Raw genomic sequence first — 18639 nt, forward strand, 5'->3', positions numbered from 1 at the left:
GGATAGTACCTATAAGTGATTAATATAACAAGATCGATAAGGTGAACAGTGCCGCATTCTGTTCTGTATAATCAACCATCATAATAGCGAATAGCGTCTTCCCTCACTACAATTACTAGGAGGTCATCACTTGATAGGTGAAAACAGAAATGATGATATCTATTTGCATGTGCACATACCAAAGAGATCATGTCGTCGATACCCTGAAGAGTATTGCAGCATTGCGGCTACCCGAACATGTCAACATTGAAGTTATCGTGGTTGATAACGATGAGCAAGGCTATGCCGAAAAGCTCGTCAAGGCACAAGCAGCCCTCATGAATATCCCTGTTTTTTATCGCCAAGAAACGGCGAAGAATATCGCGTTAGCACGTAACTGTTCAATGGATAATACCAAGGGTGAATGGATCGCCTTTATCGATGATGATGAAGTTGCAGATCCCGACTGGTTAACGCAACTCTTAGCAACCGCGCAAACCTATCAAGCAGATGCCGTTTTCGGTCGCGTTAAATCAACCTACCCTAACCACACACCACAATGGATAATCGAATCTGGTGTGTTTGATAGATCTACGGTAAGTAATGGCCAAGCAGTCACTAGCGGCGCAACTAATTCAACCTTAGTCAGTCAAACCGCAATACAGAAATACCAACTCAAGTTCGATTCTAACTATGGTTTAACAGGCGGTGAGGATGCCGATTTCTTTTATCGACTATATCAGCATGGCGGTAAGTTGGTGTGCTCAAGTGAAGCGTATGTCAGTGAAGAAGTGGCAAGTAATCGATTAAACATACATTATTTATTGAAAAGAGCCATACGTATAGGTGAAACCTATACACGTTATCGCATGCAAAAAGCACCCATTAGGAACAAACTCACTTACTTTGGCGATGTGTTAATAAAACTCATTGTATTACTCTTTATCGTGTTAATTAAATTACCTTTTGGCCAATCAAAATATGCAAAACCATTATTACAATTAGTTGATAAATACGGAAAAATAAAAGCATTATTTACCACCGACACCATCAAACTGTACAATTAAAGCAACCTAACCTGATTACGTAAATAGCCTATAGTCGACCTAGCCCGTCATAAACACAAGTCATAAACACAAAAAGACAAGTCACTGGTAAAATGACTCGCTTTTGGTATTAACTGCGTCGTATATTAGCGCTATGAACCTAACCTAAATTAGCCCGTTTAATATCACGAGTATCTAATGATCGACTTCCCTGCACCATTTCACTGAATTTTTCTCGTAATTTACAGCCAACTTTATGACCTTGTATTTCTACATGTTGAAATAAAATCGGTTCACCTTTTTTAATATCCACTAACAATTTAGCACCCGTCGCTAAACCTAAGGGCAATGCGTTATGTTCAACCGATAGCCCTGCGCTGGTCATCTCACCATAATAATCATAACCACCAATGCAATCGAGTTGGTCCCCTTTTTTCAAATCTCGCTTCGCACGAGAGATCACATCAGACACAGGCGCACCCAATGGCCGAACAATAGATTGATGTTCAACAACATTCACATATAAGCCGTATAAAGCTTCAATCCCGGGCATATGGTAAGGTAAATACAACAGATAATTAGGACCATCACCCATTTTATAGTACGAAAGAGAATGTAATATCTCAGGCTTGTCCGTGGTGATAACAGCAAATACCCCACCACTGGGCTCAACACCACAAACGACTTCAATAACACCAGTTCGATTCAAAATACCGCCGTCTTCTTTTAATTGTAACAAGTCGACAATATCTTCAAGCGTCCCTTTTGCGAGGTGCATACCAGGGACATCAGCAACCAAACCAGTGGCATTAGAAACAATCGTCATTTCCATCGACATTTTAGAGCCATCTGCAAACGAGGCGATCATCGTCGGTTTTTGCCCCGACTTTTCAGCCCAAGGAAGTACAGTATCTGGATTGGCAAACGAATCGTGAAAGCCCTTAAATTTACCAACAGCAACAATACCAAAGCCCAATACATCCGCGTAATTATAAAGGTGCTTAATTAACCCGGGTTCATCTCCCCACATATTACTGTAGATAAGATCTTTTTCACGGAATAACTCAGCAAGAACAGGCCCAACTAATGCGTCGGTTTCAGCGCTGACAACAAAATGCTTATTCGCTGCTAATGCTGCTAGAGCAAGCTCACAGCCAAACTCAGTATCACCTGTCAATTCAATCACAATGTCCGCATCATTTTCACATAGCTCTGTAATATCATCGGCAATAATAGATAAAGGTAAGTTGGCATCTTTTAATAACGCAATAATAGGCGCGCGGGTTTTAGAGTAGATCGACACTACATCAATAAAATCAAGTAATGTGATCTGTTGTATCAACCCTTTACTGATATAACCTGCACCAGCAATGGCAACCTTAATACTCCCATGTTCGATTTTATATGCGTCTAATAAATTTCTATTTATCATTGATTTCCCCCAGCGATGGAACGGTTATGCAATTGATTTCTTAACCACATGTTGTAATTTTTCACGCCAATTAGACGGTTTAAATATAGGCGATATTTTATGGCAATTTAAAATGCCATTTTTTGGCCGTTTGGCGATTGAAGCGTATTCTTCGCTCGTCACCGCTTTTAAATTTAGATATCGCCCATCGGATTGATATTTATTCGACTCTTCAAAAATAGCGCAAGCAAAATCAAACCAACTAACCCCTCTATCACCGCAAAAATTATATTCACCGAATTGATAACGGCCAGTTTCAAGCGTGTAATCCTTGGCAATATCGAGCGCCAAGTTAGCCAGATCACCTGCATACGTTGGGCAACCTAGCTGGTCGTTAACAACACGAATTTCATCCGTATTACGATTAAGTGATAGCATAGTCGCAACAAAATTATGTTGGTATTCACTAAACACCCAGGATGTGCGAATAATAATATAGTTGGTCAAATACGATTTTACATATTGATCACCCTGTAACTTTGTTCTGCCATAAACATTCAAAGGGGCAGGTTTATCTGTTTCTAAATAACCCGCTTTATCGTGGCCACCAAAAATATATTCTGTAGAAAAGTGAATCAATAGCGCCCCTATTTTTTGACATTCTTTTGCAAGTAAATAAGGGCCGTAAGCATTGGCAGCTTCTGCAATAGCGACTTCTTTTTCAGCTTTATCAACCTGAGTATAAGCGGCAGTGTTAATCACTACATCGGGTCTAAATTGCAAAAAAAACAATGAAACTTGCTCTGCATTCGTAATATCCAGTGTATCAATATCGGTAAGTAAAACGTCCCACAACTGATGATCAACACGGGCTTGTATCGATTGGCCAATCTGCCCTTTCAGCCCTGTCACAAGTAGTCGGTCCATAAAATACGTCCTTAAAGAAACAAGTCTTTAAACTTAAGTCCCATCTTGTCTTTGTCAGAGAGTAAAGGGTTACTACAAGGCCAATGTATATTTAATGCTGGATCATTCCAAATAAGACAGCCCTCGTCGTTTGGATCGTAATAGTCTGTGCATTTATATTCGAAATCAGCCATTTCAGACAACACGACAAAACCATGTGCTAACCCCGGCGGCAACCAAAATTGCAACTTATTTTCGGCATTTAAGCGCACACCATGGCATTGACCGTACGTGGGAGAGTCCAACCGAATATCAACGGCAACATCATAAACCTCCCCCATCACGACATGCACTAACTTACCTTGTGATTTCGTTTTTTGAAAATGTAATCCGCGCAAAACATCTTTCATAGAACGAGAGTAGTTATCTTGTAAAAAGTTAAATTCATCACCTATAACGTCTCTATAACGTGCGGCTTGAAATGTTTCCATAAAAAAGCCTCGGTCATCACCAAATACATCCGGTTCAATAACCAACGCACCATCAATGGGTGTCTTAGAGACTTTCATCTACAGGTCCTCATTAAGTAAACCGTAAAGATATTGCCCATACTCCGTTTTCTGTAACAAGCAAGCTTGATCTTCTAATTGCCCCCGTGTGATCCAGCCTTGTGAGAATGCAATTTCTTCTAAGCACGCAACTTTTAAACCCTGATTATCTTCAATGGTTTGCACAAACATCGATGCTTTTAATAATGAGTAATGTGTACCTGTATCAAACCAAGCAAAACCACGGCCAAAGCGCTCAACAAACAAGTCTCCAACATCCAAATACATATTGGTTATATCCGTTATTTCGACTTCATCACGTGCCGACGGGGTTAATGATTTAGCCATATTAATGACTCGGTTATCATAGAAGTATAGACCCGTGACAGCGATATTCGACTTAGGGTGTTCGGGTTTTTCTTCAATACTGATCGCGTTACCTTCACTATCAAACTCCACCACCCCAAATCGGCCTGGGTCCGTCACTTGATAACCAAAGATCGTTGCCCCTTCATCTCGGCTCGTTGCATTTAACAATTTTCCCGTAAAGTGCTGACCATAAAAGACATTGTCTCCCAATATCAGGCAGACATTATCGTCGCCAATAAAGTCTTCACCAATGATAAAAGCTTGCGCAATCCCCTCTGGCCTTGGCTGCTCTGCATACTCAATGTTCAGCCCAAATGTCGAGCCATCACCGAATAAATTTTTAAAGTGTGGAAGGTCCTCTGGCGTCGAAATAATTAATATATCTTTAATATTAGCCAGCATAAGTACCGAGATTGGGTAGTAGATCATTGGCTTATCATAAATCGGTAGTAGCTGCTTAGACACCGCTCTGGTGATGGGGTGTAAACGCGTACCTGAGCCACCCGCTAACACAATACCTTTGTATTTTTTATCGCCCATTAGCACTTTCTCCTCGACGAGTTAACTGATAATCACCGCTTAGAACTCGCTGCCACCATATTGTATTATCTAAATACCACTGCACCGTTTTTCTGATACCAGTCTCAAATGTTTCTTCTGGTTGCCAGCCTAATTCACGTTGAATTTTGCTCGCATCAATCGCATACCTAAGATCATGGCCCGGTCTATCGCGAACAAATTTAATTAAGTCGCGATAATGTTCAATTCCATTAGGCTTATCGGGTACAAGTGCTTCCAGCGCATCACACAAGGTATGTACTACATCTATATTCTGTTTTTCGTTATGCCCACCAATATTGTAACTTTCACCAATCCCCCCTTTTGTTGCCACTAACACGAGTGCTTTAGCATGGTCATCAACATATAACCAATCCCTAATTTGCTTACCATCGCCATAGATAGGTAGTGCTAATCCGCTCAACGCATTTAAAATAATGTGAGGGATCAACTTTTCAGGAAAGTGATAAGGGCCATAGTTATTCGAGCAATTGGTGATTAATGTAGGTAACCCATACGTTCTTAACCAAGCACGAACTAAATGATCGGAACTGGCTTTGGTTGCTGAATAAGGTGAACTGGGATCATAAGCGGTCGTCTCAACGAATAAATCGTCATGGTTGTTTAAATCACCAAACACTTCATCGGTTGAAATATGATGGAAACGAAAACCCGCCTTTTTTACAGCGTCTAATGACAACCAATATACTCTAGCCGATTCAAGCAGATTGTAAGTACCGATGATATTTGTTTCGACAAAACAACTGGGATTTTCTATTGAACGGTCAACATGAGATTCAGCAGCAAGGTGCATAATAATATCTGGCTGATGCTGTCCCAAAATACGTGTCACCGCTTCTTTATCACATATATCAGCATGCTCAAATACATAGCGAGATGATATTAACGTCACCGGTATTGAATCTAAATTACCTGCATACGTTAATTTGTCGAGGTTAACGACCTCATGCTCAGTATCGATTAATATATGTCGAATAACAGCACTGCCAATAAACCCAGCACCGCCAGTGACTAATATCTTCATATTGGTGCTACTCGTAATTAACGCTTGAAGACCCTTGAACCTGTAACTTTCGCGCGGTAGGTATTCTTGGCTTCAATAAATACTGTAAATGATAAATACAGGCGTCTCGAATATGACAACGTAATACGCGATTACTAAATACATCATAAATACCGCCAGCACTGCAACGTAGTCCATCAGCACCGACGACGATGTCACTTTCATAATGAACTTTATACCCTAGCTCCCAACACTTATAACAGATATCAGGATCTGCCATAAAGATGAAATAACGATTGTCAAAACCACCTATTCGTTCCCAAACGTCACGACTGAGCGCCATGAAAGATGACTGTATCCAATCCACATTAGCCGGTTTAAAATAGTCAAATTCAGCATATTCGTAATACTCCGCAATCCCTTTCAGGATTGGCCAATTTCTAAGTGACGTTCTGCGTACCACCTGTGCGATTAAATTAGGAAAACGACGTACCGTGTCAGGGGTCGAACCATCATCATTAAGTTGTCGAGTACCCACAATGCCTATACCTTTATCACGTTGGTATATAGCAATAATATCAGCCAGTGTCGTGACCGATTTCCATTCAATATCCGGGTTTACAAAAAACAAATAGTCACCACTGCATAAATCAGCACCTTGATTACAACCTCGGGTATAACCATTATTGTGTTGATTAAAAATCAAGGTTACATTATCTGTATCTTGATATTGGGACAGTATTTGTTGGTTGCCACTATCCATTGAGTTATCAATAACGATAACTTCTATATCAAAATCACCTTGCTGAATCAGTACCCTTTCGACATTATCTACAACTCGTTCAGCTTTAAAAAAATCAACAATAACAACAGAAATTAATAGTTTATTAGCCATAGGAATCTTCCCTTTGCTCAACGAATAGTTTTTTATCGATAACAGAAGCAAACGTATGATTTGTTATATCTATTGCCTTGTCATACCTTGGTATTGAAATTAGCTCTGCCACACTATATTCAGGTAATAATTCATCGGGATAAACAACTTTCATATTAGGGTTGCATAACTCTTTCGCAATTTGTAATTGATGATCATCAGAAAATTCGCCAAATCGCGCTAATCTCGGCACAAAGACCACCCGCTTCTGAAAGGTAAGCATGTGATTGATACTGCCAACACCACAATGACTAATCACCAAGCTGCTCTCTTTTACCAAGGCGTCCATTTTATCCTTCGGTATCATCGCTGTAATTTCGCCATTAGCGGGTTTTTCTTTAATCTCAAAGCCACCGGTTTGAATAAACCAGCGAACATTAGGATCCTTGTAAATATCAAGCTTGGCCATTGCCGTAATCAAGCGTGGAAAAGGATAAGTGTTTGTCCCCATCGTCACTAATACCAATGGTTTTTCAGGCGGCTGTAATGGTGTGATGACCTTGTTGGCTTTACCTGCTAAATCAAATGTTTTGCCTGCATATTCCACTTTATATTCTCTAGCTATCCCTTCCCACTGCGACATAAATTCATCGTATAACTTATACTTATGAATAAATTTACCTGTATTAGATAGTTCAACAACACGAGACAGCGTATCTAAATATACAAATTTTAAAGGTAAGAACTTACACACTAGCGCAAAAGGTAAAACGAGTGGTCCCCCCGTCGTAAATACTGTCCGCGGTCTTTCTTTTAAAAGCACATACAAGGCATGAAAAATATTTACAAAGTGAATAAACGCATTTTTTTGTGTTGACCACATGGTGTAGGTTTTCTTAATTTTATCATCGTTACCGAGTGACATCGTTGTCACTAATACAATATCATTAACATGGCTACAAGCGCATAATGCTTGAGTAAGGTGTCCTCCTGCCGATGCAATGACAAGCACTTTTCTATTTGGCATTTCGATACTCCAGATTAAGGCCATCAACTAAACTTTGATAATGATTAACCACCGTTTTCTTCTCGAAAATGTCTAATGCATGTGTTTCTAATGCACACCTTATACGATTTTGAAAAAAATCATGTCGCACGATCAACTCTTCGACTTTGTTCTCTAACTCATCTATATCTTGATTACGAACCTTAATCCCCACATCAATGTCATCCAAATAGCCATCAATACCGGTATTAGCGTGATATAAGATAGGTAATCCAGAAAATAACGCTTCGACAAAAACCATCCCAAAAGACTCATTTTTACTCGGTAATAAAAATGCGGCATATTGTTTTAACTTGTACTGCAGTTGTGTGTTATCAATACACCCTTTAATCGAAACACGCTCATTTAACGATAATGCATCAATTTTATCCTGTACTATTTTAATCTTTTTTTCAGGTCCGGAACCATATATATCCAGTTTAATATCTGGGTATACAACCCTAAGTCTAGCGATAGCCTCTAATAATGGCATGATACCTTTACGTTCATATTGTTCAAAACGAAACACGGTAACAAAATGCGCAGCTCGATTGTGCTTACTAATATCTGCTAGCTGACTCATTTCACAGGGATTAGGGAGCAAACTCGATTGAGCTGTCGATGTATTGAACGTACTTTTCAGCATTTTTTTAATTGGATTTTTCGCCCAAGAACTCACCCAAAATATATGTTCCGCCTCTTCTAAGACCTTTTTCCAACGTGATCGTAAAAAGAATTTACGTTGTAAAATACGTACATCAGTTCCCCCTCTAACGGATAGGAAATACGGAATTCCGATCTTATTCGCGATTGCAGCACCTAACGTGCCATCAATAGCCAATTTATGACCATGAATAAGCTGGTATTTGACCTGCTGCTTTTTGATAAGATTAAAAAGAAGATGTCGAGCAAAAAATAAAGATAAAGTCAGCGCTAAACCAAAAGGTAATCCCCAATAATAAACCGAATACAATGTAGGATTATGCGGAATAACACGAACCAGCCAAGGCCATGGGGTGCGATGAATAACGAACACGGTATTGGAGATACCAGAGGTGGCGTCTAATAATGATTTTACAGCAGGCGTACTTTGATCATTGCGGCCATCGGGGTAATCAGAGTGTATATGTAAAATGTTCATATCATAACGACCTACCACAACCCGCCTTAAATCAGCAGATAATCACCATTAAAAAAGAATTATAGGCGTTAAATTCTAATTTTGACCACCTTCTACATGTAATAGAACATTAAAAATTACTAAGTGCATAAAAATAAAGCCAAGTTTTACAGCATGTATTTTACTACAATCCGTAATACTTGGCTTAGATTAAATATTCAAGCGATTAGGCCTTAACCCATGTCGTTAACGTTTATAGACCTTGAGTGCTCTTTTTATAAACCCTGGGTACTCTTTCTTATAAACCCTGAGTACTCTTTTTTATAAACCCTGGGTACTCTTTCTTATAAACCCTGAGTATATTGTGCATTAGTTGCCACAGGCACTAAGTTATTTAACGCTACTTTTGACGCTTCATCACCCGCGAGTAACGCTTCAAAGTGTTTGATTAGCTCGACTTTGTCTTGTTCTTTTTTAGAGCCTGCACCGATGTTAGTGAGATCAATAAAGAATTCGTCAAAAAGATGAGAGAAGTCATTTACTGCATCAAAGTTTAAGAATTGCTCGTCATTGTAAATGCTTGGGTAGCCGCCTTTTTGTTTATCAACCGCAAACGAAATACCTTTAACATTGGTAATTGTTGTCGCTTTTTCACATTTCAGCATGCAACCATCTTCAATCGCAGGTTTTTTACAGCCAACCGTTTGTTGGAAGAAACATTGACGACTTGTCATCATCAGAATCGGATGGTAAATACTGTAGAACATTTTAAAGTTCTTTGGACGAGTGATGTTTCTAATTTGACCACGGTTGATCTCGTTAGAAATAAACGCACCTGCACAGTTTAACTCTTCTTGTAGGGTGATTAATGCGTGTGAGTTGGTTGTGTTTAAGAACGGACCAGCAACCCACTCAATACCCATTTCAAATGCTTTATAAGCAATACCAGTGTTATTGGTAACGATACGCTTAGGTTTCACTTCTTCAAGGATCTTCACTGACTCTAGGTAGTCTTTACCAATCAGTACCGCTGGGAACCAAGGAATTAAGCGTGGATTTTCTTGCAATAATTTAATGTGTTTAGGACAGTTCTTTTTCAAGCTTTCTGGGATCTTGAAGTAGATATCTGCATCTGTTACGTCAGCAAGGTGTAAATCTTTTACGTTAGCAATAAGCAGTGATAACTTAGGCGTTTCTTCTATTTTAGGATGCTGAGGTAATGCCGGTACATCAACGTGTTTAACGACTTCACGTGAATCATTTAATAAAAACGCCACTTGGTTTTTCAGTTCAGTTAATTCTTTAAACGGTACAGTTAGATTTGCATCAAAATTATCAAAGTTCATTGGCGCAAGATCAAACGTTGCATTGTTGAAGCTACGGAAACGTTTCTCAACCGTTTCTGGTGTAATTGAAATTTCATCTGCAATACGTAATACAGAGTCACTTTTCACTTCAAACGGCGTGTCACCAGCCATAATATTGACTGTTAATGGGCTATTTTCTTTCGCCGTGAATGCTAATGTAAGACCAATCTTATCAATGCTTAGATCTTTAATCTTTTCTGCTAGTTCAGCACCTAATGCATTTTTGTCAGTATAAAGGTCTTGTTTTACATCATGGATTTGTACAACAGAGATCGCATCACTTTTTTCTACCGCGTAGTTAACACTGTTATCACGTGGGTTATCAGTAAACATTTTCTTGTTTAGGTCGCCCTGCAAGAATGAGTTAGTGAAGCTACGGTTAAATACTTTATGCAAGTTGCCATCATCAGCTAATAACTTGCCAGACTCAACAAAGCTGTTGATCTGTTTACGCCATGTATCGACAACAGTATAAACATAATGGGCGCCTTTAATACGACCTTCTACTTTTAACGAATCAACACCCGCATCAACCAGTTGCGGTAAGTCAAAGTATGCCGAGTTATCTTTTAAGTTAAGTGGGAAACGATGACCTTCTGCAGTCACTTCGTATTCGTCACGACATGCTTGACTACAGCGACCACGGTTACCTGAGTTACCTACACTTACTGAGCTTGAGTAACATTGGCCAGAGAACGCGATACACAGTGCGCCATGCACGAATACTTCTGTCAGTACATCATGGTCATGCGCAACTGTTGTTAATTGCTTAATTTCACCAAGGTTTAGCTCTCGAGATAAATTGACGCGCGTTGCACCAATTTTATGTAAGAATAAAACCTGACCTTCGTTGTGCGTTGTTAACTGAGTAGATGCATGGATATGTAATGATGGGAAATGCTTTTTAACAATGTTAAAGACACCTAAGTCTTGTACGATGATGCCATCAATACCACTGTTAACCAATTTATTAAGCAGGCGTACTAAGCTAACAACTTCGTGCTCTAAGATCACGACGTTCAGGGTTAAAAAGACTTCACAGCTGTGTTCGTGTGCAAGTCGTAATACGCCATTTAGCTCATCAAATGAAAGATTGGACGCACGGTTACGGGCATTGAACATATCCAAACCACAGTAGACAGCATTTGCACCAGCTACAATCGCCGCTTTAATCGCTTCTACATCACCACCCGGTGCCAATAATTCTATTTTTCTACTCATGCGAAATAACCCACTTATTGCTTTTATTGTAATTTTTTGAGGGGGCATTCTACCTGTATATGCAGGCCAATGCTATGAATTCGGGTTTATTGATCTAGATCAAAGTTTTCAAGTGCTCATTACAGGGCTAAATAATGCCTATAATGTAGTAAAAACAACGCATATTGAGCACAATTCATAATACCTGAAATCATCATAAACGCTGAGCTAGAATTAGAAAGAGAGAGAGATACATAATTCGCACAAAGCCATTTCATTCGACATTCTAGAAATAGAAAGTAGGCAATATAAAAATGAATAAAACAACGATTGATAAACGTGTAGAACAAGCTTTTCGTACCGTTAAACGGCGTTATTTTATGCCCACTGATAATCAACATATGGCAGACTATGATGCCCCCTTCTCTATAGGCCATGCGCAAACTATCAGCCAACCAACGACCGTAAAACACATGCTGTTATGGTTAGCACCAGAGACGGGTCAGCGTATTTTGGATGTGGGTTCTGGATCGGGTTGGAGTACCGCGCTACTGGCTGATTTAGTTGGACCAACAGGATCTGTATTTGCTGTTGAACGCATCCCCGTTTTAAAACGGTTTGGTGAAACAAATTGCCAGCGTTTTGGTGGGAACAATATTGAATTTTTCATCACAGAAAACAGACTCGGTCTCGCGACACATGCGCCTTTCGACCGCATTTTAGTTAGCGCAGCGGCGACTGATGAGATCCCTGACGAATTAATCGATCAACTCGCGCCTAACGGTAAGCTTATTATCCCCGTTAACAACAGTATTTTTGAATTACAAAAAGATGCACAAGGTGAGATTGAGTATTGCCACGAACATTTAGGGTATGTTTTTGTGCCCTTAATTACCGCTACCGATAACGATAACGATAACGATAGCACGGTGAGTTAAAGCATTAACTTAGCTCACCGTCATCGCTAAAACTGAACGAAACTAAACTAAAAGCTACTTTGCATCAGGTACTAATTGTTTCACCGCGCTAGGTAATACCGTTACGATCATGCCACGAACAGGATGCCATAATGCTGATAACAGTAATAATGCCGCACCAATCGCAATGCCAGTAATAGCAAAATTAGTACCTACGTCGCCATACATACTCATTAAGCTTGATAATGCATACAATACATATACCAGTGATGACACCATAAAGGCACGGCGGTCGATAATAATAGAAACAAGTGACATCAATAAGTACAAGGTAATAATAATCGCGATACTACTGATACTTTCATCGCCATTCAAAATACCAACACTTAAAAATATCGGGTGAATAATCAAAGGTGCTGATAATAAATGTAACCAGAATGCAGTATCAGTACGGTTAGTCACACGTTCACGATCAGAAGAGTCCCAATACATAGCAAACAAGAAAGTTAAAATACCACAGGCAAATATCACTACTAGTATCCAATCCGTTAATACATTGATCGTTTCAGCCGTCGTAAATGTTGATATGAATGAAGACACGATGAAGCCGATCATTGCAGCAGTACCCGCTGCAATCGTAATTGGCACATTGAAACGACGCCAGTGACAAAAAGCGGCAATAACCGATGCGCCAGTCGCCGCAATAATAGCTTGTTCATCAAGCGATGAAAATACTTCCATTGATAACTTAAACACACCACCAATAAAGGCGAGTAATAACATAATCGCGGGAAACGCCATTTTTCTTTTCAGAACAAAGAATTCCGCAAGCGCCCACGATAACGCGGCAAAAGTAGCTAAACCTAAGCGCGGATCTATCGATTTAACTGCCCACAGCGATGAAAACAATAGGAGCGCGCAAGCAATCACGATAAATATATCGTTAAATCCACCGATTAAACGGATATTTTCTTCATCTGCAATTGTCACGTGCTTGGATAACAATTGGTCATGTCGAAACTCGTCAACGGACGACGCAGTAAAAATTCCTTTATCTACCGCATTGTTAAGGTCTTCATCTGTATACATAGTGGTCCTAAAAGTGTTATTAATAATATATATTATTTGCGAAGACCTAAAGTGTATTAACTTTGCTTATAAGGAACAAGAATTTTTTAATATTTGGCTGTATTCCCTTTCATTTTAATGACTATAGCTTTTAATAAGCTTCATTTTAAATAAATAGTAAATTAGCGTATACATTCATCCAGTGCCTTTCGCACTATTACCCGTTACCAGTAGTACTGCCACTGTCATACGCTGTTTTAACAAGGAGACGTTGTGAACCCACAAGATTATTTTAATCAACTCAATGATGATTATTTAGCATTACACCGCCGCAAAGAAGATCTATTTTGGCAAACTTACATGGGCACCAGCGATGACCATGACGGTTTTGCAGCTGCAGAAGCTAAACTCAGTGCATTTATCTCAGACCCAAGTCACATTCAAGCAACACGCTGTAACCTTGACGTACTATTACAGCTAACCGATGAAGATGATGAGCTGGTACAAGGGCTCAAAGGTTGGTTAGCCTTTTTTGATGCCAATGCAATTGAAAGCCCAGAAGGCAGAGATAAAATGGCCGCCCTCATTCGCAGTGAATCGGCATTATTTACCAAGCGCCAAGATTACCTGATGTATTGCAATGATGAAAACGGGGATAAGCAGCAAGCATCTTTAACCGTGCTAGCCGCGAATATTCGCACCAGTAATAATGAAGGTGTTCGACAATCAGCACACCAAGCGTTATTAGACCTTGAACAATGGGTGCTTAATAACGGCTATATTGACCTTGTTAAACAACGTAATGACTTTGCTCGTCAGCAAGGCTTCCGTAATTTCTTTGATTACAAAGTCAATAAAACCGAGCAGATGACTCCAGAACAACTGTTCACTATTTTAGATGACTTTGAATCACGTACACGTGAACAAAACCAAAGCAGCATCCAAAATTTAGCAGAAACTAAAGGCGACAGTGCAGTTCAAGGCCATAACTTTAGCTTTATGTATGCTGGTGATGCCGCACGTCAACTTGACCCTTACGTGCCGTTCTCAAAATCATTACGTCGTTGGATTGAATCATTCGGTCGCCTAAATATAGATTACTCACAAGCCGACATGACCCTCGATTTATTAGACCGTCCGGGTAAATACCAAAATGGTTTCTGCCACGGTCCTATTCCGTCGTTTTATGCAGAAGATCAATGGCAAGCCGGTAAAATAAATTTCACCAGTAACGCGAAACCCGACCAAATCGGCAGCGGTTATGATGGCATCAATACCTTGTTCCATGAAGGTGGCCATGCGGCTCACTTTGCCAATATTAAATTAAACTCTCCATGTTTCTCACAAGAGTTTGCACCAACATCAATGGCGTATGCAGAAACCCAATCTATGTTCTGCGATAGCTTGTTAAACGACGGTGACTGGCTTAAACAATATGCTTATAACGCCGATGGTGAAGTTGTACCAGACGAGGTGATCAAAGCATTAATTGCAGCAAAACAGCCGTTTAAAGCTTATCAAGAACGCAGTATCTTAGTGGTACCTTATTTTGAATGGGCAGTGTATAGCGCTGATGAAGACTTGTTAACGCCTGAATACTTAACGACGCTAGCCCGTGATACTGAGCAACGTATTCTTGGCCTAGCAGCAAGTCCACGACCATTACTCGCTGTTCCGCATTTGCTATCGCAAGAAGCCGCTTGTTCTTACCAAGGTTACCTACTTGCGCATATGGCTGTGTATCAAACTCGCGCTTACTTTATCGATAAATTTGGCTACCTAACCGATAATCCAGCAATTGGTCCGTTACTGGCTGAGCATTACTGGAAACCGGGTAACAGCATTAGTCACGATGCAACCTTACGTAGCTTAACTGGCGAAGGTTTCTCTGCCGCTTACCTTGCTGAAACCTGTAATAAAACCAGTGAGCAGGCTTGGCAACAAGAGCAGGCTAAAATAGTAGCTGCGCAAAACAGAATTAGAGTGAAACCAGCAGCGCTGAACGCAAAAATTAGTATTGTTGATGGTGCAGAGACCATTGCTGACAATAACGTTTCTGATGGCCAGTTATGCGATAACTTCGAGACTTATATTACGCAACGTTATGGAAGTGATTGTTAGGAAGTTAAGTAGTTAGGTAATTAGGTAATTAGGTAATATATCCGTCCTCAAACAGGACGGATATTAACAATCTTGGATCTAAACAGAACCTAAAGAGGCTCTAAAAGTAGCCTAAAAAGGACCACAAACCAAAGCGAGTTTCACTCCCGGCGTTAACTTATCAAGCCCATTAATCAATTTCTCACGACTAATCAGTACGTCGGTAATTTGCCCTGAGTAGCGTATCGCCGTTTCACGCATCATGCCCATCATTGGCCAGCCCCATAAAGATGAGATCAACACACCGTCTTGAACAAAATAAGGTTGCGTTAAAAAGCTGCAGCTGATCACAGGCTCTACCGGACTACGGTTGGTCGCACTGCCACCCACTAAATCGATAACAACCGAATTTTCAGGTATTAATTCTTTCACATGCTGGTTACTGATTAAAAAATTCTTGCCTCTAAGCGCGGCAGGCTGTTCGGCACCATTAATCACGATATCGGCATCCTTCAACCAATAACCGATACTCTCTTTTGCGGTCTGTGCGCGACCTAATACATGGATATGTTTGACACCGTGTTGATGCAATTCATCCAAAGCACCCTGCCCGACATTACCATAACCAAGGATCACCGCTTTAATATTAGCGACATCTACAGACGGCTTATGTTCTTTCAATAACGACAACCCATATCTGGCACCAGCTTGACCCGTTTCGTGTAAACACTGGATACGACGTAAACCAAACTCTTCCGGTGGATGACTGCCTCGGTAAGCTGAAATTGCTTGTTGTCCGTGCTCACGTTCAAACTCACTCAGATCAAACAGATGCGTTCCCGCGTTGTGTAGCTGTAGCAATATGTCTTGCTGATCGTGAAAACTCTGGCTGTCATAGAAATACAACGCATTAGGACCAACAGCATCAAGTTCGTTAAATGCAAGCGTGGGTTGAATGACCCGCAGTGAACGCGGCCCACGATTACCAGCACGCTTTATAGCACCACGTAATCGTTCACTCCAACCGATAACTCTGACTTGTAAGTTCGCGATCGTTTGATCGTTAATAAAAGGGGTTAATGCGGCATTCATCGCCACGCGAGCAAGGATCTTATGATCGGTTTCATACTTCGGTGACTCACATATATCTTCCATCGCAATCACATTAATACGTCTATCTTGCAGCAATTTAGCGCGGTCTGGGTAAGAATTAAAATGCGCCATACAGAATAAAGTACAGCCTTCACTCATTTGTTCTACAGAGGCGATTGCAGGACCTTTAAATTTAATGATCAGTGATTTATTAACATAAATTTCTTCTGCCGTTTGCATAATGGCATTATTTTTTAAATATTCGTCATCGCTAAAACCGACACCGTTGCCAGCACCATACTCAACATAAACTTTAATACCAGATTTAACAAGTTGACCTACATCACTCGGTATCAATGCAACACGTTTCTCTCGTCCTCCAGGATTTTCTGGTGACTCAATTTCTTTAACAAGTGCAATAGATGAATAACGTGATGAACTATCTGACATAAGTATATATTCCTTAATACCACAAAAGAGACATTAGTAGCATGAAACATCGCACAATCCTAACCTTTGGAGCTATATGGACACGAAAACATATTTATACAACTTTTAACACTGCAATATAGCAGGATCCACCGAATTTAATTCTTGACTTCGTATTCGCTCTTTTAGATATTTAATAAACAGCTGAGTACGGGTATGCTCATAATCAAGCGTTGGATAATAAGCACACACTGCACCATGATCGACCGTGACATCAGGCAATACTTGCACCAATTCACCCTCTTCAATTAAATCTTCAAGCATCTTTTGACTAGCGAGTAAAATACCCATGCCGCACTTAGCCCCATAGAACAGAGCCTCAGGGTTGGTGGTGGCAAAATTCCCCCGTAAAGTAATGCGATTACCGGTCGATAGCTTCACGTCTCGTATTGGCCTTTCGCCCCAAATTAGCATGTTATGCGATTCAAGATCATGGACGGTTTCAGGCTTGCCGTATTTTTCAATATAGTCTGGTGAGGCAAAAAATTTGGCGTCGTTTTTAAACAGTTCAATTGCTTTATAATTATGCGAGTTTAACTGCTCCAAATCACGACTAATAAAAACATCCACATAAGTCTCGGGCATTTGCCCTGGTGATGTTGTCAGTAATTGTATTTTAATTTTTGGATACATGAGTAAGAAGTCATTTAAGTACTTGATGATGAATTTAGAGCCCACCGCCGTTGTCGCACCTATCTTTAATATCCCAGTAGGCGTTTGGTTTATCGAGCGCGCTTCGTCCACCAGCGACATCCACTGATCAAGTTGTAATCGTGACCGCTGGTAAAATAGCTGACCAGCTTCAGTTTGATCAAGTGATCGCGTGGTTCGCTTAAGTAACTGCACACCTACTTTCTCTTCTAACCAGTTTATCCGCTTACTGATTGCAGACCCCGTGGTATTAAGCTGATAAGCCGCACCGTTAAAGCTACCCTCTTCGACCACTTTGATATAACTTCGCACACATATTATCCAGTCCATCACTACCTACCTTTTCGCAATATCGCTATTGAAGTAAACATTCAATCCTAACAAGACCTAATCTAGCATATATAGTCCTGTTTATAGTGATAAAAGCCTTAATTTATACGAACAACGCAACCACACATTATAATTTACATTTTAGTGCTAATTTACTTAACACCATATTATTTCCCTGCAAAAACGGTCGTGGAGCCATCGACATGTGGCTTATCAGTAAATGGGCATTTAGTTTTATTTCGAAACCGATTGAAGATTTGTCTGGTAGCTATCGAGAGCGTAAATGTATTGCGGCTGAGATGGCGACATCGATTGCAACTGCAGGAGGTAACCTTAAATTGGTTAAGCTGGAGGCGGAAGCTAAACGGCTAGCGAACCAGAAAGGTAACGACGCTGATTATGACTTGCAGGTGTTGAAGAACCGGCGCGAATTGTTAATGGATCAAACCATTATTACGGTGTTTTTGGGATTCTTCATTTCGTTTTATACCACAGCAGCAGCCGTATATGGAAAATGGTTGGCAGGCTATGGGTTATAAAATCAA

General features: G+C 40.2%; 16 protein-coding genes. 4 read left to right on the top strand and 12 right to left on the bottom strand.

The features are described from left to right. Nucleotides 1-149: 149 nt before the first annotated feature. Nucleotides 150-1046, top strand: coding sequence for a glycosyltransferase family 2 protein (locus AKG98_RS12040; RefSeq protein WP_228140287.1), 897 nt, complete (start codon nucleotides 150-152; stop codon nucleotides 1044-1046). Between the two features lie 139 nt (nucleotides 1047-1185). On the opposite strand, the gene AKG98_RS12045 is transcribed toward AKG98_RS12040, so the two are convergent. The 9 genes from AKG98_RS12045 to AKG98_RS12085 all read right to left on the bottom strand — a co-directional run bounded on the left by AKG98_RS12045 (nucleotide 1186) and on the right by AKG98_RS12085 (nucleotide 11468). After that, nucleotides 1186-2457, bottom strand: a complete 1272-nt coding sequence (locus AKG98_RS12045) for a hypothetical protein (protein WP_067046033.1) — start codon at nucleotides 2455-2457, stop codon at nucleotides 1186-1188. A 24-nt stretch (nucleotides 2458-2481) separates the two neighbouring features. After that, nucleotides 2482-3363, bottom strand: coding sequence for a dTDP-4-dehydrorhamnose reductase (gene rfbD, locus AKG98_RS12050; protein WP_067046035.1), 882 nt, complete (start codon nucleotides 3361-3363; stop codon nucleotides 2482-2484). A gap of 11 nt (nucleotides 3364-3374) precedes the next feature. Next, on the bottom strand, nucleotides 3375-3911 hold the full coding sequence (rfbC, locus tag AKG98_RS12055; protein ID WP_067046037.1) for a dTDP-4-dehydrorhamnose 3,5-epimerase: 537 nt from the start codon (nucleotides 3909-3911) through the stop codon (nucleotides 3375-3377). Next, on the bottom strand, nucleotides 3912-4799 hold the full coding sequence (gene rfbA, locus AKG98_RS12060) for a glucose-1-phosphate thymidylyltransferase RfbA (RefSeq protein ID WP_067046039.1): 888 nt from the start codon (nucleotides 4797-4799) through the stop codon (nucleotides 3912-3914). Further along, a complete protein-coding gene (gene rfbB, locus AKG98_RS12065) occupies nucleotides 4789-5862 on the bottom strand; it encodes a dTDP-glucose 4,6-dehydratase (protein WP_067046041.1) in 1074 nt (357 codons plus the stop codon). Before rfbB ends, rfbA begins: the two co-directional genes overlap by 11 nt. A 7-nt stretch (nucleotides 5863-5869) precedes the next feature. After that, nucleotides 5870-6736 carry a glycosyltransferase gene (locus AKG98_RS12070; RefSeq protein ID WP_067046043.1) on the bottom strand — a complete coding sequence of 289 codons (867 nt, stop codon included), beginning with the start codon at nucleotides 6734-6736 and terminating at the stop codon, nucleotides 5870-5872. Continuing rightward, complete coding sequence (locus AKG98_RS12075) at nucleotides 6729-7742, bottom strand: glycosyltransferase (RefSeq protein ID WP_067046045.1); 1014 nt, start codon at nucleotides 7740-7742, stop codon at nucleotides 6729-6731. Before AKG98_RS12075 ends, AKG98_RS12070 begins: the two co-directional genes overlap by 8 nt. After that, entirely contained in the window at nucleotides 7732-8901 is a 1170-nt protein-coding gene (locus AKG98_RS12080; RefSeq protein ID WP_067046088.1) for a glycosyltransferase, read from the bottom strand. The genes AKG98_RS12075 and AKG98_RS12080 overlap by 11 nt, the downstream gene beginning before the upstream one ends. 323 nt (nucleotides 8902-9224) lie before the next feature. Further along, nucleotides 9225-11468: a peptidase U32 family protein gene (locus tag AKG98_RS12085; RefSeq protein WP_067046047.1), complete on the bottom strand. Its 2244-nt coding sequence runs from the start codon at nucleotides 11466-11468 to the stop codon at nucleotides 9225-9227. 293 nt (nucleotides 11469-11761) lie between these two features. Between AKG98_RS12085 and AKG98_RS12090 the strand changes: the two genes are divergently transcribed. Beyond that, entirely contained in the window at nucleotides 11762-12385 is a 624-nt protein-coding gene (locus tag AKG98_RS12090; RefSeq protein ID WP_067046049.1) for a protein-L-isoaspartate O-methyltransferase, read from the top strand. 54 nt (nucleotides 12386-12439) lie between these two features. Here AKG98_RS12090 and AKG98_RS12095 read toward each other — a convergent pair whose 3' ends face one another. After that, the gene (locus AKG98_RS12095; RefSeq protein WP_067046051.1) at nucleotides 12440-13453 is read right to left on the bottom strand and encodes a hypothetical protein; all 1014 of its coding nucleotides are present in this window, start codon (nucleotides 13451-13453) and stop codon (nucleotides 12440-12442) included. A gap of 252 nt (nucleotides 13454-13705) precedes the next feature. Between AKG98_RS12095 and AKG98_RS12100 the strand changes: the two genes are divergently transcribed. Next, on the top strand, nucleotides 13706-15553 hold the full coding sequence (locus AKG98_RS12100) for a M3 family metallopeptidase (RefSeq protein WP_067046053.1): 1848 nt from the start codon (nucleotides 13706-13708) through the stop codon (nucleotides 15551-15553). A 111-nt stretch (nucleotides 15554-15664) separates the two neighbouring features. On the opposite strand, the gene AKG98_RS12105 is transcribed toward AKG98_RS12100, so the two are convergent. Beyond that, on the bottom strand, nucleotides 15665-17074 hold the full coding sequence (locus AKG98_RS12105; RefSeq protein ID WP_067046055.1) for an alanine dehydrogenase: 1410 nt from the start codon (nucleotides 17072-17074) through the stop codon (nucleotides 15665-15667). Between the two features lie 105 nt (nucleotides 17075-17179). Beyond that, on the bottom strand, nucleotides 17180-18094 hold the full coding sequence (locus AKG98_RS12110; protein WP_067046057.1) for a LysR family transcriptional regulator: 915 nt from the start codon (nucleotides 18092-18094) through the stop codon (nucleotides 17180-17182). 203 nt (nucleotides 18095-18297) lie between these two features. Between AKG98_RS12110 and AKG98_RS12115 the strand changes: the two genes are divergently transcribed. Beyond that, complete coding sequence (locus AKG98_RS12115; RefSeq protein WP_228140288.1) at nucleotides 18298-18633, top strand: hypothetical protein; 336 nt, start codon at nucleotides 18298-18300, stop codon at nucleotides 18631-18633. The last annotated feature ends 6 nt before the right edge of the window (nucleotides 18634-18639 follow it).

Origin of the sequence: Moritella sp. JT01 (assembly GCF_001574435.1) — a bacterium.
GTDB lineage: Bacteria > Pseudomonadota > Gammaproteobacteria > Enterobacterales > Moritellaceae > Moritella.

Coding starts and splice junctions, on each gene's coding strand:
- rfbC (WP_067046037.1), bottom strand. CDS start 3,911: ATGAAAGTCTCTAAGACACCCATTGATGGTGCGTTGGTTATTGAACCG.
- AKG98_RS12045 (WP_067046033.1), bottom strand. CDS start 2,457: ATGATAAATAGAAATTTATTAGACGCATATAAAATCGAACATGGGAGT.
- AKG98_RS12110 (WP_067046057.1), bottom strand. CDS start 18,094: ATGGACTGGATAATATGTGTGCGAAGTTATATCAAAGTGGTCGAAGAG.
- AKG98_RS12075 (WP_067046045.1), bottom strand. CDS start 7,742: ATGCCAAATAGAAAAGTGCTTGTCATTGCATCGGCAGGAGGACACCTT.
- AKG98_RS12040 (WP_228140287.1), top strand. CDS start 150: ATGATGATATCTATTTGCATGTGCACATACCAAAGAGATCATGTCGTC.
- AKG98_RS12070 (WP_067046043.1), bottom strand. CDS start 6,736: ATGGCTAATAAACTATTAATTTCTGTTGTTATTGTTGATTTTTTTAAA.
- AKG98_RS12090 (WP_067046049.1), top strand. CDS start 11,762: ATGAATAAAACAACGATTGATAAACGTGTAGAACAAGCTTTTCGTACC.
- AKG98_RS12080 (WP_067046088.1), bottom strand. CDS start 8,901: ATGAACATTTTACATATACACTCTGATTACCCCGATGGCCGCAATGAT.
- AKG98_RS12115 (WP_228140288.1), top strand. CDS start 18,298: ATGTGGCTTATCAGTAAATGGGCATTTAGTTTTATTTCGAAACCGATT.
- rfbD (WP_067046035.1), bottom strand. CDS start 3,363: ATGGACCGACTACTTGTGACAGGGCTGAAAGGGCAGATTGGCCAATCG.
- rfbB (WP_067046041.1), bottom strand. CDS start 5,862: ATGAAGATATTAGTCACTGGCGGTGCTGGGTTTATTGGCAGTGCTGTT.
- rfbA (WP_067046039.1), bottom strand. CDS start 4,799: ATGGGCGATAAAAAATACAAAGGTATTGTGTTAGCGGGTGGCTCAGGT.
- AKG98_RS12085 (WP_067046047.1), bottom strand. CDS start 11,468: ATGAGTAGAAAAATAGAATTATTGGCACCGGGTGGTGATGTAGAAGCG.
- AKG98_RS12105 (WP_067046055.1), bottom strand. CDS start 17,074: ATGTCAGATAGTTCATCACGTTATTCATCTATTGCACTTGTTAAAGAA.
- AKG98_RS12095 (WP_067046051.1), bottom strand. CDS start 13,453: ATGTATACAGATGAAGACCTTAACAATGCGGTAGATAAAGGAATTTTT.